The following is a 13,677-nucleotide window of genomic DNA, read 5'->3' on the forward strand; positions in this document are numbered from 1 at the left end:
CGGCGGGTCTCCTCCCCAGACCCGGAGCCCCCGTGACCCAGCCCCTCGATCCCGCTCTTCCCCGCTTCCTCCCCCTCGCCGACGAGTACGCCGCCCTCGCGCGCGGTGAGCACGCCGTCGCCGGTCCGCGGGAGCACCGTCCGCTTCGCCGTGTCGACGGACGACCCAGGCCGAGGGGAAGGGCGACCTGTTCGTGGCGCTCGGCCTCGCGCGGGCGCTCCGCGCCGAGGGCTGGGGTGTCGACCTGTGGCCCATCCCGCGCTGGGCGGACGACGTGCCGGCGGACACGACGGTGCTCGTGAGCATGATCGAGTCGTTCGTGCCGGGGCTGGTCCCGTCGGGGACGGCGACGGTCGCCTGGGTCCGCAACTGGACCGCGCAGTGGGCGTCGCTGCCGTACCTCGCCGAGTATGACGCCGTCTGGGCGTCCTCGTCGATCGCCGCCGAGGAGCTCGCCGGTGCGGTGGGGCACCCGGTGGAGGTCGTCCCGATCGGCGTCGACCTCGACCTCTTCACCACCGAGACCGGCGGCACCACCGAGACCGGCGGCACCCCCGAGACCGGCGGCACCCCGACCCCGCGCTCCGACCGCACGGTCACGACCGTCAACTTCTGGGGCGCCCGCCGCGGCGTCCAGGACGTCCTGCAGCAGGTCGCGCCCGTCGAGCCGATCGTCTGGTTCGCCGCGAACGTCGACCACGTCGACGCCGCGCCGGGCGTCCAGCTCCGTCCCGCGGTGTCCTACTTCGCCTTGCCCGAGGTCTACCGGGCCGCCGCGTTCGTCGTCGACGACGTCATCGCGCCGGCCGCCGAGTTCCCGGCACCCTGAACTCACGGCTGTACGAGTCACTCGCCTGCGGCGCGCTGCCGGTCACGACCTGCGCGCTCGGCCTCGACGAGCTCGGGCTGGCCGACGTGCCGGTGTTCACCGACGCACCGTCCCTCGAGCGCGTCTCTCGCGATGCCGACCGCCGAGCGTGACGCCCTCGCCGAGCGGCTCCGAGCGGTCGTCGTCGAGCGGCACTCCTACGCCGCCCGCGCCGCGCAGGTCTCGCCGTCGCTGGACGCCGCGGTCGCCCGCGCCGCCACCCGCACCGGACCCCGGGACCGGGATGCTGCGCTGGGCCGCCCTGCATGGCGGGAGGTGCTCCGCGAGGTGGAGCGCGAGCGCGACCTCCACCGATCCGGCGTCGAGGACATCAACCGCCGGCTCATCGTCTCCGAGGAGGCGGTCGCGGTCCTCGACCGCGCTCGACCGCACCGCCGAGCAGGGGCAGCACGACGCACGGATCGAGCGGGACGCCCTCGCGGTCGGGTACGACGCGCTCACGCACTCGGCCGAGTTCCGGGTCCTCGACAAGCTCGGCGGCGTCGCCCGCGCGCTCCGTCGCCGGAGCTGACGGCCGGCCGACGACGCACGCCGGCCAGGGTGGTGGAAGCCAGGCCGGAACGGACGGGAGGCGCGGTGCCAGCTGGCACCGCGCCTCCCGTCGTTCGCGGGTGACGTCCTACTTGACCGTCAACGACCGGCAGATCTGCGTGTTCTGCCCCGCGCCCTGGTTGATGGCGTAGACGCACACGTTGGTCGCTCCCGAGAGCCGACCGGTGAAGGTCGCGTCGAACTGGTGGTTCGCCCCAGAAGCCGGCGTAGGCCGTCGCGAGCGACGCCTTCGCCTGGTCAGCCGCGATCGACTGGCCGCCCGCACCGTCGAAGTAGACGTGGACGCGGACGGACGCCTTCGTGTCCGGGTCGATCGCCCAGCCACGGACCCGGACCGTGTCCGCGCTCGGCGAGGAGACCTCGTCGAGCAGGAGGAGTCAGGTTGCCGCTGGCCGCCGCCACCTTCGTGCAGGAGCTCGTGTCCGAGCCGCCGCCGGTGTTCTTCGCCACGACGCAGACCGTGTGCGAGCCCGGGCCGATGCCGGTGAGCTTCTGCTGGTACCCGTGGGCGGCCCCGTAGCCGGGGTGCGCGGTGTCGAAGCCCTTCGCGGCCTGGTTCGCCGTCCCGGTCGCCACCTGCTTGCCGTCGACGGTGTACCGCAGGGCGACCGCCGACACGGTGTCCGGGTCGAAGGCCGTCCCGCTCACCGTCATCGCACCGAGCCCGGCCGCCGATGCCTCGACCGACGGTCACCTTCGGCGAACCGGTCGGCGTCGAGAACGGCTTGCAGATGCTCGCGTTGACGTTCTTCGGTCCGGTGTTGATCGCGATGATGCACAGGTTGTGCTTGCCCGCCGAGATGCCCGACTTCTCGAGCCGGTAGCCGTGCTTGTCCCCGAAGCCGGGCTTCGCGCTGTTCAGGCCCGACTTGAGCTGGTCCGCCGCGATGTTGGCGACGCCCTTGCCGTCGAGGTAGAAGTGCACGCGGATCGTCCCGGTCGTGTCCGGGTCGATGGCCCAGCCACGGGCGAGAAGCTCCCCGGCGCCTTGGACGCGACCTCGTCGACCGCGAGCCAGGGGTAGCCGGTCGGCTGCGTGACCGACTTCGTGGCGATCTGCGTCCAGCTGCCGCTCGACAGGTCCTTCGCGTAGACGCGCACGGTCTGGGTTCCGGCCGGGAAGCCCTTCAGCGACCCCGAGTACCCGTGGTTGTCGCCGTAGCCCGGCTTCGCCGCGTTGAGACCGGCCTTCTTCTGGTTGGCGGAGAGGGTGCCGAGCGTCTTGTTCCCGGCACGGATCTGGACCTGCGTCGCCGAGGTCGAGTCGCGGTCGATGGCCCACCCGCGGATCGTCAGCGTGCCGGCCACGGCCGAGGCCGCGTCGATGACACCGGTCGGGGTGCCACCCGAGATGCTGACGTCCCGGCACTCGAGCAGGGTGTTCGCACCGGGGCCGGTGTTGATGCCGAAGACGCACACGTTGTGCTTGCCGGCGCTGAGGCCGGAGAGCGTCGTCGAGAACCCGTGCGCGGTGTTGTTCGAACCGAGGCGCGCGGCCAGGTCCGTCCGGTTCGCGTTCGCCATGACCGAGGCCTTGCCGACGCCGTCGACGTAGAACTGCGCCTTGATGGCGGCGGTGGTGTCCGGGTCGGCCGTCCACCCACCGACCGTCACCTGGCGGAAGCCCGGGGTGAGCGAGTCGAGGCTGCCGATCGGCGACGACCCACCGGTCGGCGAGCCGAACCAGTCGGTGTACATCCGCCAGAAGGTGCGGTTGCCGTAGGCCGAGCAGCTGTCGCCCGAGCCGTAGAGGTTCGACATGGCGGCGGTGTTCGGCGTGTACGGCGTGTAGATGTACAGCCCGGCGGTCGCCTGGTTCTTGATGTAGACGGTCTTCCGGCCGCACGCGGCGTTCGGGTTGTAGAGGATCGCGTTGTTGCGACCGGCCTGGTACGCCCAGGGGGTCGGCGACGCCTGGTAGCGCTTGAACTGCAACGCCGCGGCGTACACCTGCTGCGCGAACCCACGGTAGGCCGGGTCGCACGGGGCGGTGTCGGGGCACGCGAAGCCGGTGGCGTGCTGGTACATCCAGTTCGTCGGCCTCGACGTCGCGATGATGCCCTGCTCCTTCTCGAGCAGGACGATGAGCGCCTTCTGGCTCACGCCGCACGCGGCACCGACCTGGGCGATGATCGTCGCGGCCGACTTGTTGCCGCCGGCGATCGCGGAGCACCGACCGGAGACGGCCTTGATGGTGCTGACGTTCTGCGTGAAGTTCTTCAGGCAGACGGGGCCGCCGGACTGCTGCTTGCAGTTCGCGGCGACGCTGTTGAGGGACGACTGCACGCTGAGCCGCTCATCGCCGACCCGTTGTAGAAGTTCGCGTCGCTGATGATGTTGCCCGGGTCGAAGCCCGCCGCGGTCGCGGCCGACGCCGACCTCGGTGGTCGTCGCCTCGGACACGAGCGTGCCGAAGGTCAGACCGCTCACCGCGATCGCGAGCGCGGCGACCATGCCGAGGGCGGAGCGGAACGGACGCCGTCGTCCGTCGTTCGTGTGGGTGGAACGCATCACGGCACCTCCGCCGTCATCGGGTCGGAGGTGGTCGACTGCAACCCCACCGAGTACTTCGAGCGTGATCGACCAGGTGCCGGTCGACACCTGGGACGCGGGGAACGACGCCTGCGCGCAGTTCACGGACGAGGCACTCGCCTCCGCCGCGGTGGTCAGGGTCCGGGTCACACCGCTCTTGGTCGCGGTGAACGTGCACGTGCCGCCGGCGTTCGTGGTGCCGGAGACGAGGCCGCCCGCCTGCAGGGTCTTCGAGCCGGCGTCCCACCCTGGAGAAGGTGACGAGGGCGGTCGCCGGGAAGTCCGACGGATCGGTGTCGGGCTGCGCGGTCTGACCGCTGCCGGGGAACGCCGTGGGGACGTCGCCGGCGTCGTCGTCACCGGTCGACGGGTCGTCTGTGCCCTGGGTGGGGGCGGTCGACGGGGTCTCGGTGGCGGTCGCGGTCGGCGTGGCCGAAGCCATCGCGGACGCACTGCGTGTGGGTGAGGGAGTGGGGTCGTCTCCGCCGGCGGAACAACCCGCCGCGAGGAGCTGGAGAGCACCGACCACCGCGAGCGCAGCGATCGGCCGTGGAGCAAGCTGCATGCTGACGGGCCGTCCTGTGGATGTTGACAAGGGTCCGGGGTTGCGACAACGGTAACCCCAAAGTGAAGGTTGAGGTTGAATCCGTCGACTTTCACCCCCGCTCGGGGTGCACGACGGCTGTCGCGCGGCGTTGGCCGGACTGCCGGGTCGCCCAGGCGTGCCCGGATGCCCGGTGAGTATGCTGTTCCGGTCCTGCCCCCACGAACGAAGAGACACATGGTCGATCAAGCCCGCATGGCGGCGCTCGCGAAGGAGCCCCTCGTCGTGATCGGCGCTCCGACGAGTGCCATCCGAGGAACCTGGCGAGAGCTGCGCGACGTCTTCCGGCAGCGCGAGATGCTCGGCATGCTCATCCGCCGCGACCTCAAGGCGCGCTACAAGGACTCGGCGCTCGGGTTCGTGTGGACGCTGGTCCGTCCGCTGACCCAGCTGCTCATCTACTACTTCGTGATCGGCAAGGTGCTCGGCGCCGCCCACGGCATCGACAACTTCGCCATCTACGTCTTCACCGGCCTGAGCGCCTACGCGCTGTTCAGCGAGATCGTGGCGGGGTCCACCAGCTCGATCGTCGGCAGCAGCGGATTGATCAAGAAGGTCTACGTCCCGCGCGAGGTCTTCCGCTCGCGAGCGTCGGCGCCGCCCTGGTGAACTTCGCCATACAGTTCGCCATCCTGCTGGTCTTCACCGTCGTGCTCGGGGCGTTCCCCTGGCACGGGGGGCTGGTGTACCTCATCCCGTCGCTGCTGGTGATCCTGGTCTACGGCGCGGCGATCGGACTCGTGCTCAGTGCGCTCAACGTGTACCTGCGGGACGTGCAGTTCGTCATCGACGTCGGTCTGATGGTCCTGCTCTGGGCGTCGCCGATCGTGTACTCGTACTCGATGGTGCTCGCGAACCTCAAGGTGGGCTGGCTCCTGACCGTGTACACGAACAACCCGCTGACCCTGTCCGTTCTCGGCCTGCAGAACGCGATCTGGCTCCACGACCCGACGAAGGTGGTCTACCCCGACCACCTCATGCTCCGTCTCGGCATCGCCTTCGTGATCGGGCTCTTCTGCCTGCTCGGGGCGAGCGGGTCTTCTCCCGCCTGCAGGGCAACTTCGCGCAGGAGCTCTAGACCATGGCCATCAGCACCCCCGTCGCCCCGTCGACGTCCGGCGCCACCGCCGAGCGTCCCGACGTCATCGTCATCGACCACGTCCGCAAGCGCTTCGTCGTGCGCAAGGACAACACGATCCGTGAGCGCATCGTCACGCTCGGTCGCGCCGGCCGGAAGCACCGCCAGGACTTCTGGGCACTCGACGACGTCACCGTGTCGATCCAGGCCGGCACCACCGTCGGTCTCATCGGCCAGAATGGTTCGGGCAAGTCCACGCTGCTCAAGGCCATCGGCGGGATCATCCAGCCGACGTCCGGCACCGTCGCGCGTCGCGGTCGCCTGGCCGCCCTGCTCGAGCTCGGCGCCGGCTTCCACCCGGACCTGTCCGGCCGCGAGAACGTGTTCCTGAACGCGGCCCTGCTCGGCCTGAGCCGCAAGGAGACCGAGGAGCGCTTCGACGACATCCTCGCGTTCTCCGGCATCGGCGACTTCATCGACACCCAGGTGAAGTTCTACTCATCCGGCATGTACGTGCGGCTCGCCTTCGCGGTGGCCGTGCACACCGACCCCGACGTGCTCCTGGTCGACGAGGTGCTCGCCGTCGGCGACGAGGCCTTCCAGCGCAAGTGCCTCGACCGCATCCGCTCCTTCCAAGAGCAGGGGAAGACGATCATCATCGTCACGCACTCCCTCAGCCAGGTGCAGGAGATGTGCGACCGTGTGGTCCTGCTCAACAAGGGCAAGGTCCTGCACGACGGCGACGCGGTCGAGGCGGTCAGCAAGTTCCGCGACGTGCTCGAGGAGCGCCGCTCCGGCGAGCTCAGCGCGGACGTCGCCGTCGGGCGCGGCACCGTGCTCGGCGCCTCCGTGCACGCCGACGGCAAGCAGCACCGCGACCAGGTCGTCCCCGGCGACGACCTCATCGTGGACATGGAGTTCGAGCACCTCGACGGCGTCGCCGACTGGGGAGGCCGCGGTGCAGATCAACAACACCGCCGGCCAGGTCGTCTACGGCACCACCACCGGCATCATGGGGATCCACCTCGAGCCCCTGCACGGTCGACGGAAGCTCCGACTCCGGATCGCGGACACGAACTTCGGCACCGGCAAGTACTTCATCAACGTGTCGATGATGGACTCCGCCGGTCGGCACCTCCACGACCTGCCGGAGTGCGACTCGTTCGAGGTCCCCTCGTTCGGCGACGCCGTCGGCAGCGTCTACGCCAAGCCCTCCATCGAGGAGCTCGACTGACGCCGTCCGGCGACGACCTCCGCACAGCGGTCGTCGTCGTCAACTGGAACCGCGCCGACCTCACCACGCGTGCGGTGCGCGCCGTCCTCGACGACGGCGCGGCCGACCATGTGGTCGTCGTCGACAACGGCTCCGACGACGACTCGGTCGCGGTGCTCCGCCGCGACCTGCCGGAGGCGACGGTCCTCGCGCTCGGCACGAACGGCGGGTTCGCCGTCGGGGCGAACGCGGGCATCCGGCACACGGACGCCGACCTCGTGGTCCTCCTGAACAACGACGCCGAGCCCGCTCCGGGGTTCGTCGCGGCCCTCCGCGACCACCTCGCCGCCGCCCCGCGGCCGTCGCTGCGGTGACGAGCCGCATCGTGCTCGCCGGGCGCTGGACGCGCCTCCCGGCCGGTGCCGCCGCAGCACCCGACGAGCGCGCCCTGCGGGACCACGACGGCCACCTGTGGGTGCCGTCGCCGGACGGCGAGGTTCGACTCAACTCGACCGGTGTCCGCGTCGACCGGGCCGGCAACGGGTCCGACCGCGACTGGTTCGCGCCGGCCAATCGGGTCGCCGACACGGCCGTCTTCGGCTTCTCCGGCGGTGCCGCCGCGATCCGACGCGCCGCCCTCGACGACGTCGGGCTCCTCGACGAATCGCTCTTCATGTACTACGAGGACACCGAGCTCGCCTGGCGCCTCCGCCGGCGCGGCTGGCGGGTCGAGTACGCCGCCGACGCAGTGGTCGTGCACGACCACTCCGCGTCGTCCGGCGTCCGGAGCGACCTCTTCGTCTTCCGCAACGCCCGCAACCGACTCGTCGTCGCGCTCTGGCACGCGCCGTGGCCGACGGTGCTCCGCGCCGCCGTCCGCACGCTCGCGCGCGGCCTCCGGGGGTTGGCCGGCGGTCCACCCGACGGGAGGCGCGGCTCGTCCTGGCAGCACTGGCCGACGTGGTCGGACACCTCCCCGCGCACCTCGCGCGCCGCGTCCGGCAGCAGCGGGTCGCGTCCGTCCCGCGCGGAGCGGTGGAACCCGGCGCATGAGCGGGTCGGGCGCTATCCTGGTCACTCCCCGTCGACGGTTCCGGCCGCGGCGTCCCCGCACGGAAGGAACCCCGCGTGCCGCAGCTCACCGTCCTCATCGACGGGACCGCGGTACCGGAGAACCTCGGCGGCGTCGGCCGCTACGTCGAGGGGGTCGTGCGCACCTGACGGGGCCCGCGCTCGACGTGCACCTCGTCGTCCGCCCGGTGCACGCCGACCACTTCCGCGCGGTCGCACCACACGCCACCGTGCACACCGCGCCGTCGTGGACCGACTCGGTGCCACTGCGCTTCCTGTGGGAGCAGACCGGGTTGCCGGCACTCGGCCGCCGGCTGGGCGCCGCGGTCCTGCACTCGCCGCACTACACGTTCCCGTTCACCTGGCGACGGGGTTCGGTGGTCACGCTCCACGACGCCACGTTCTTCTCGAACCCGGAGTGGCACTCCCGCCTCAAGCGCACGTTCTTCACCTGGTGGAGCCGCCGGTCGCTCCGGACCCGTCCCGTCGTGATCGTGCCGAGTGCGGCGACGTCGACCGAGGCCGCCCGCGTGGTCAGCGGCATCCGCGCCGACGTCCGGGTCGCTCCGCTCGGCGTCGACCGCACCCGCTTCCACGAGCCGTCCACCGCCGAGGTCGAGGACGCCCGGATCGCCGCCGGCCTGCCGGACGACGCGTCGTGGATCGCGTTCCTCGGCACGATCGAGCCGCGCAAGAACGTCACGGCCCTGCTCGACGCGTACGCCGCCGTCCGGGGTGCCCGCGACGCCACCGGCTCCCCCACGCCGTGGCTCGTGCTCTCCGGCGCCCGCGGCTGGGACGACGACGCGATCGAGCGACTCGACGCCCTGCAGGACGCCGACCACGTCGTCGAGGCCGGCTACCTGCCGCTCGAGGACCTGTCCGGCTTCCTCGGTGGTGCCGAGTTCGTCGTGTACCCGTCCCTCGGCGAGGGCTTCGGCCTGCCCGTGGTCGAGGCGATGGCCACGGGCGCGTGCGTGCTGACCACCCGCCGGCTCTCGCTGCCCGAGGTCGGTGGCGACGCGGCGGTCTACTCCGAGCCCTCCGCCGGGGACCTCGCCGCCGCGATCGCTTCGCTGCTCGACGACCCCGCCCTCGTCGCGACGCACCGGCCGCAGCGCCTCCGTCGCGCCGAGGACTTCACGTGGGATGCGACCGCCGCCGTGCACGTCGCCGCGTACGAGTCGGTCGCCAGGAGCGCACGGTGATCCGGGTCGCCGTCCTGACGGTCACGTACAACACGGGTGAGACGATCCGGCCGTTCCTCGCGAGCGTCGAGGCCGCATCGGCGTCCCCGGTCGCGGTCGTGATCGCCGACAACGGTTCCACCGACATCGACGCGCTCCGCGCCATCGGCGAGTCCTACGGTGCCGTCGTGGTGTCCTCGGGCGGGAACCGCGGCTACGGCGGCGGCATCGATGCCGCCCTCGCCGCGCTCGACGACGTCCCGCTGCCCGACGTGCGCCCGGAGTTCCTGCTCGTCACGAACCCCGACGTGGTGCTCGAACCGGGGTCCATCGACGAGCTCGTCGCCGCGGCCGACCGGCTGCCCGACGGTGGGTCGTTCGGCCCGCGGATCCTCGATGAGCAGGGTGAGACCTACCCGTCCGCCCGGCGGCTCCCCTCGCTGCGCACCGGCCTCGGCCACGCGGCGTTCTCGCGCTTCCTGGCCGGCGAACCCGTGGAGTCAGCCGGTACTGGTCGACCTCACGCAGGTCGTCGAGCGCGAGGCCGGCTGGCTGCCGGGGCGTGCTTCCTCATCCGCACCGACCTGTTCCGGCAGCTCAGGGGCTTCGACGAGTCGTACTTCATGTACTTCGAGGACGTCGACCTCGGGCAGCGCGTCGGTCGGGCCGGTCGGGCAGAACGTGTACGTGCCGACGTCGGTCGTGACGCACACCGGAGCGCACTCGACGTCGTCGAACCGGCGCCGCATGGAGATCGAGCACCACCGGAGCGCCTACCGGTTCCTTGTCGCGGAAGTACCGGGCGTGGTGTGCGCTGCGGCCGCTCCGCGTCGTGCTGCGCGTCGGCCTGGCCGTCCGCGCGCGCTGGGTCACCCGCTAGTAGCGCGCGTCCTGCCCCGCCGTCCCGCCGTCCCCGCAAAACGCAACTGTGGCGGTTGCCCGCAGCGGTATAGCCCTCTGCGCGCAGCCGCCAACGTTGCGTTTTGCGAAAGAGATCGGCTCGGACGCCGTCGCCTTCCCGCAAAACGCAAGTGTGGCGGTTGCTCCGCAGCGGTATGAGCACCTGCGCGCAGCCAACAACGTTGCGCGTTGCGGGATGAGCCGCGCGGAGACGCCGCGCGGGTCAGCGGCGCAGGCGTGCGCGCTCGGCACGGGCTGCGTCGAGCAGCACGCGCGCACGGGCGTCGAACGAATGCTCGGCGGCGATCCCGGCAGCGACCGCGCGGCGCTGCGCGGGCGACGGCCACGCGTGCGCCGGGTCGAGCAGGACGAGCCCAGGTCGTCCCGCGACCGGGCGACGGCAAGCGTCGGGACGTCGAGCACGTCCCCGAGACCGGCGACCTCGTCCGTGACGACGACCCCACCGGACGCCAGTACGTCGAACACCGGGTTCGACACGAAGCCCCCCGCCGCCATGTCCGGCCAGTGGTCGTTGAGGACCACGCGGGCTGACGGTACCTCCGCCGCGACCTCGGCCCGCGACAACGACGGCTCCCCGAGCATGACGGCGGGCACGACCTCGTCCTGCGCCAGGGCCGTGCACCCGCAGGTCCGCGCCGAGTGCACCGTGTCCGACACCACCGGACGCGCCGCTCCCGTGTCGACCTCGACGAACACCACCCGACCGGCGTCCTCGGTCGTGTCGCTGCGGAACCGGGGTGGAACACCGCGAGGTCGGTCGCCTGCAGCAGCGTCCGCACCGGCACCCCGGCACGGGCGGCGTCTCGCAGCCCACACCGGACCCGCTGCGGAACGCGGCGTCGAACTGACCGGGCTCGGTGTCCGAGAACGTCGTCGGGATGGCTGATCACCCAGAGCAGGTTCACCGACGCGGGGTTCGGCGGCATCGCGCAGTCGAGCCCCCGGATGGTCGAGCGTGACGTCGTCCGCGACGTCGTCGTCCCGGACGTGCGCATCACGCCGGTCGACCCGGACCTGCTGACCGAGGCCCTCGAGCGCGCCAGCGAGCTCGGTGGCGAAGTGCACGTCGCCCCACCCGTCGCCCTCGGCCCGGCCGGGGCAGGGCGATCTTGACCGACCAGGACATCCGGTCGTCGTCGGACCGTGGTCGGGGCGCCGGTCGGACCGGTCGCGCACCCCACGGGGGCAGCGGGGGTCCGGCGGTGACCGCGCCGTCGCGGCCGTCCGGCGCTCGATCGCGCCAGACCGAGAACGCATCGACCGTTGCGGCGTCGACCGTCCGGCCGGCCTCCGTCGAGCGGGTCAGCGACCACACCGCGCGCACGGGTCGGCCGTCGCGGTCGGCGGATCGCGCGGGTCCGGCTGGTCAGGGTCATCCGCTCGTCCGGGAGGCACGGTGCCGGCACCAGGGAAGCGCCCGGCACCGAGACGGCCGGCTGGTCCGCTGCGAAGACCGGCACCACGGCGAGCGGGAAGCCCTCGCGGTCGTCCGCCTGGCTGCGGACCGGGCTCGTAGACCCGTCGTCGGACCAGGGAAGCGCTCTCGGGCGCAGCAGCCGCACGCCGTCCCGCTGCGAACCGTCGGACATCCGGATGCGGGCCTTGGCCACGCCGTCCCCGCCGGCCTGTGCCAGGACACTGCAGGTCCTGGTCGGTCACCCAGACCGTCGAGTCGACCACCAGGAGCACGCGCCCCACGCCCGTCGGCGACCTCGGCGTTGATCGCCGAGCCGATGCCGTCGACCGGCTCCGAGCGGACCCAGGGGATCCCCCGCGCCTGCTCGCCGACCGGCGACGCATCGGCGACGTAGCCGACCGCGCGGACGTCCGCCGAGGGCCGAACGCCGGCCAGGCCGCGGTGACCATCGACGGCAGCGCGTCGTACCGGTCGGACCGGCTCACCAGCAGCACCGTCCACCGACCGGTCGAGTGCCGGCAGCGCGCCGTCCCAGCCGACCACGCGCTCGGGGTGGGCCGGCGTCACCGACGCGGGACGGGCCTCCAGGCCGGAGACCGCCGAATCCGGTCGGCGGCGACGGAAGAGTGCCATGCGAGGACCGGCCGGGCCGACGTCAGACGGCGAGCAGTCGCTGCGGCGGTAGACGCCGTAGCCGCCCTTGACGAGCGGTGCGGCGAGATCGGCGAGCTTCGCGTCGTGGATCCAGCCGTTGCGCCAGGCGATCTCCTCGATGCAGCCGATCTTGAAGCCCTGACGGTCCTCGATGACCTTCACGTACCCGGACGCCTGCATCATCGACTCGAACGTGCCGGTGTCGAGCCAGGCGGTCCCGCGGTCCGAGGACCTGCACACCGAGCTCGCCCGCCTCGAGGTAGTGCTCGCTCACGGTCGAGATCTCGAGCTCTCCGCGGGCGCTCGCTCATCGTCTTCGCGATCTCGATGACCTTGTTGTCGGTAGAAGTACAGGCCGGGGACGGCGTAGTCTTCGACTTCGGCTCGGCCGGCTTCTCCTCGATGGAGACCGCGGTGAAGGCGTCGTCGAACTCGACCACGCCGTACGCCTTCGGGTCGGCCACGTGGTACGCGAAGATCGTCGCGCCGCCCGTCGACCTCGGTGTTCTTCCGGAGGTTCGTTGCCGAGGCCGGTGCCGTGGAAGATGTTGTCGCCGAGGACAGAGCGCGACGCTGTCGTCGCCGATGAAGTCCTCGCCGACCATGACGAACGCCTGCAGCGAGGCCGTCCGGGCTCGGCTGCACCGCGTACTGGATGTCCATGCCGAGGGACGAGCCGTCGCCGAGCAGGGCGCGGAACGAAGTCGTTGTACTCCGGCGTCGTGATGACGAGGACCTCGCGGATGCCGGCCATCGTGAGCGTCGACAGCGGGTAGTAGACCATCGGCTTGTCGTAGATCGGCATGAAGCTGCTTGCTGATGCCCTTGGTGATCGGCCAGAGGCGGGTGCCGGAACCCCCGGCGAGGATGATGCCCTTCACGGTGTTCCCCTTTACTTCTTCGTGCGGAGGAGACTCAGTGTAGGCCACCGCTTCCTCGTAGGTCGGCAGGAGACCCGCGGCCGCGGCTTCCTCGAGCGTCGGAGCTGTGGTGTCCTTCTCGGAGAGCATGCGGACTCGCCGATGCCGTCCGGCAGCGTCAGCCCGACGGTCGGGTCGAGGATCGTGGATCCCCTTCTCGCGCTCGGGGTCGTAGTGCGCGCTGACGAGGTAGTTGACGGTCGACTGGTCCTCGAGCGCGACGATCGCGTGACCGAGACCCTCGGACAGGTACACGGCCTTGCGGTCGACGTCGTCGATCCGGACCGAGTCCCATTGCCCGAACGTCGGCGAACCGACGCGGATGTCGACGATGTAGTCGATGAACGCGCCACGGACGGCGGTCACGTACTTGGCCTGGCTCGGCGCGACGAGGGCGTAGTGGATCCCGCGGGCGACACCGGCCGACGAGATCGACATGTCCATGCTCGTTGAGGTCCTAAGGGGTGACCGACGGTCTCCTCGAGGACGTCGGCCCGGTACGCCTCGAGGAATGCTCCTCGTGCGTGCGCCGTGCTGGACGGGCGTGAACTCCCACGCGCCCGGGGATCTTCAGTTCGCGGATCTGCACCGGAGCAGCCTAGCAAGCCGGGTGGTACACCACACTTCGGGAGCGACACG

General features: G+C 71.4%; 13 protein-coding genes and 5 pseudogenes. 12 read left to right on the forward strand and 6 right to left on the reverse strand.

The window, feature by feature from the left end; translation table 11 throughout:
* Nucleotides 1-193: 193 nt before the first annotated feature.
* Both ACZ8AI_RS04380 and ACZ8AI_RS04385 read left to right on the forward strand, forming a co-directional pair.
* Complete coding sequence (locus ACZ8AI_RS04380; protein WP_464856792.1) at nucleotides 194-829, forward strand: hypothetical protein; 636 nt, start codon at nucleotides 194-196, stop codon at nucleotides 827-829.
* Nucleotides 830-961: 132 nt separating this feature from the next.
* Nucleotides 962-1,504, forward strand: a complete 543-nt coding sequence (locus tag ACZ8AI_RS04385) for a hypothetical protein (RefSeq protein ID WP_464856794.1) — start codon at nucleotides 962-964, stop codon at nucleotides 1,502-1,504.
* A 4-nt stretch (nucleotides 1,505-1,508) separates the two neighbouring features.
* On the opposite strand, the gene ACZ8AI_RS04390 is transcribed toward ACZ8AI_RS04385, so the two are convergent.
* Together ACZ8AI_RS04390 and ACZ8AI_RS04395 are read right to left on the reverse strand one after the other, a co-directional pair.
* The gene (locus tag ACZ8AI_RS04390) at nucleotides 1,509-2,366 is read right to left on the reverse strand and encodes a hypothetical protein (RefSeq protein WP_464856796.1); all 858 of its coding nucleotides are present in this window, start codon (nucleotides 2,364-2,366) and stop codon (nucleotides 1,509-1,511) included.
* The gene (locus tag ACZ8AI_RS04395) at nucleotides 2,300-4,333 is read right to left on the reverse strand and encodes a hypothetical protein (protein WP_464856798.1); all 2,034 of its coding nucleotides are present in this window, start codon (nucleotides 4,331-4,333) and stop codon (nucleotides 2,300-2,302) included. The genes ACZ8AI_RS04390 and ACZ8AI_RS04395 overlap by 67 nt, the downstream gene beginning before the upstream one ends.
* Before the next feature lie 421 nt (nucleotides 4,334-4,754).
* Between ACZ8AI_RS04395 and ACZ8AI_RS04400 the strand changes: the two genes are divergently transcribed.
* The 10 genes and pseudogenes from ACZ8AI_RS04400 to ACZ8AI_RS04445 all read left to right on the forward strand — a co-directional run bounded on the left by ACZ8AI_RS04400 (nucleotide 4,755) and on the right by ACZ8AI_RS04445 (nucleotide 11,160).
* Nucleotides 4,755-5,186 (forward strand): ABC transporter permease, encoded by a 432-nt coding sequence (locus tag ACZ8AI_RS04400; RefSeq protein ID WP_464856800.1) that lies wholly within the window; start codon nucleotides 4,755-4,757, stop codon nucleotides 5,184-5,186.
* Nucleotides 5,183-5,449, forward strand: a pseudogene (locus tag ACZ8AI_RS04405) (ABC transporter permease); the annotation flags it as partial. The gene ACZ8AI_RS04400 and the pseudogene ACZ8AI_RS04405, both read left to right, overlap by 4 nt.
* A 209-nt stretch (nucleotides 5,450-5,658) precedes the next feature.
* Nucleotides 5,659-6,171: pseudogene (locus ACZ8AI_RS04410) on the forward strand (ABC transporter ATP-binding protein); the annotation flags it as partial.
* Nucleotides 6,172-6,667: 496 nt separating this feature from the next.
* The gene (locus tag ACZ8AI_RS04415; RefSeq protein ID WP_464856876.1) at nucleotides 6,668-6,889 is read left to right on the forward strand and encodes a hypothetical protein; all 222 of its coding nucleotides are present in this window, start codon (nucleotides 6,668-6,670) and stop codon (nucleotides 6,887-6,889) included.
* Nucleotides 6,808-7,242: a glycosyltransferase gene (locus tag ACZ8AI_RS04420; protein ID WP_464856878.1), complete on the forward strand. Its 435-nt coding sequence runs from the start codon at nucleotides 6,808-6,810 to the stop codon at nucleotides 7,240-7,242. The genes ACZ8AI_RS04415 and ACZ8AI_RS04420 overlap by 82 nt, the downstream gene beginning before the upstream one ends.
* 101 nt (nucleotides 7,243-7,343) lie before the next feature.
* A pseudogene (locus ACZ8AI_RS04425) lies at nucleotides 7,344-7,634 on the forward strand (glycosyltransferase); the annotation flags it as partial.
* 472 nt (nucleotides 7,635-8,106) lie between these two features.
* A complete protein-coding gene (locus ACZ8AI_RS04430) occupies nucleotides 8,107-9,147 on the forward strand; it encodes a glycosyltransferase family 4 protein (protein ID WP_464856802.1) in 1,041 nt (346 codons plus the stop codon).
* On the forward strand, nucleotides 9,144-10,079 hold the full coding sequence (locus tag ACZ8AI_RS04435) for a glycosyltransferase (protein WP_464856881.1): 936 nt from the start codon (nucleotides 9,144-9,146) through the stop codon (nucleotides 10,077-10,079). Before ACZ8AI_RS04430 ends, ACZ8AI_RS04435 begins: the two co-directional genes overlap by 4 nt.
* Before the next feature lie 395 nt (nucleotides 10,080-10,474).
* On the forward strand, nucleotides 10,475-10,933 hold the full coding sequence (locus tag ACZ8AI_RS04440) for a hypothetical protein (RefSeq protein WP_464856804.1): 459 nt from the start codon (nucleotides 10,475-10,477) through the stop codon (nucleotides 10,931-10,933).
* A gap of 59 nt (nucleotides 10,934-10,992) precedes the next feature.
* A complete protein-coding gene (locus ACZ8AI_RS04445) occupies nucleotides 10,993-11,160 on the forward strand; it encodes a hypothetical protein (protein WP_464856806.1) in 168 nt (55 codons plus the stop codon).
* A 259-nt stretch (nucleotides 11,161-11,419) separates the two neighbouring features.
* On the opposite strand, the gene ACZ8AI_RS04450 is transcribed toward ACZ8AI_RS04445, so the two are convergent.
* The 4 genes and pseudogenes from ACZ8AI_RS04450 to ACZ8AI_RS04465 all read right to left on the reverse strand — a co-directional run.
* Nucleotides 11,420-12,301 (reverse strand): hypothetical protein, encoded by an 882-nt coding sequence (locus ACZ8AI_RS04450; RefSeq protein ID WP_464856808.1) that lies wholly within the window; start codon nucleotides 12,299-12,301, stop codon nucleotides 11,420-11,422.
* Nucleotides 12,298-12,723, reverse strand: a complete 426-nt coding sequence (locus ACZ8AI_RS04455; protein ID WP_464856883.1) for a sugar phosphate nucleotidyltransferase — start codon at nucleotides 12,721-12,723, stop codon at nucleotides 12,298-12,300. The genes ACZ8AI_RS04450 and ACZ8AI_RS04455 overlap by 4 nt, the downstream gene beginning before the upstream one ends.
* Nucleotides 12,724-12,866: 143 nt before the next feature.
* Nucleotides 12,867-12,923, reverse strand: a pseudogene (locus ACZ8AI_RS04460) (hypothetical protein); the annotation flags it as partial.
* A 34-nt stretch (nucleotides 12,924-12,957) separates the two neighbouring features.
* Nucleotides 12,958-13,482, reverse strand: a pseudogene (locus ACZ8AI_RS04465) (dTDP-4-dehydrorhamnose 3,5-epimerase family protein); the annotation flags it as partial.
* Nucleotides 13,483-13,677 lie beyond the last annotated feature (195 nt).

The sequence above is a fragment of the Curtobacterium sp. AC273 genome, assembly GCF_979253735.1.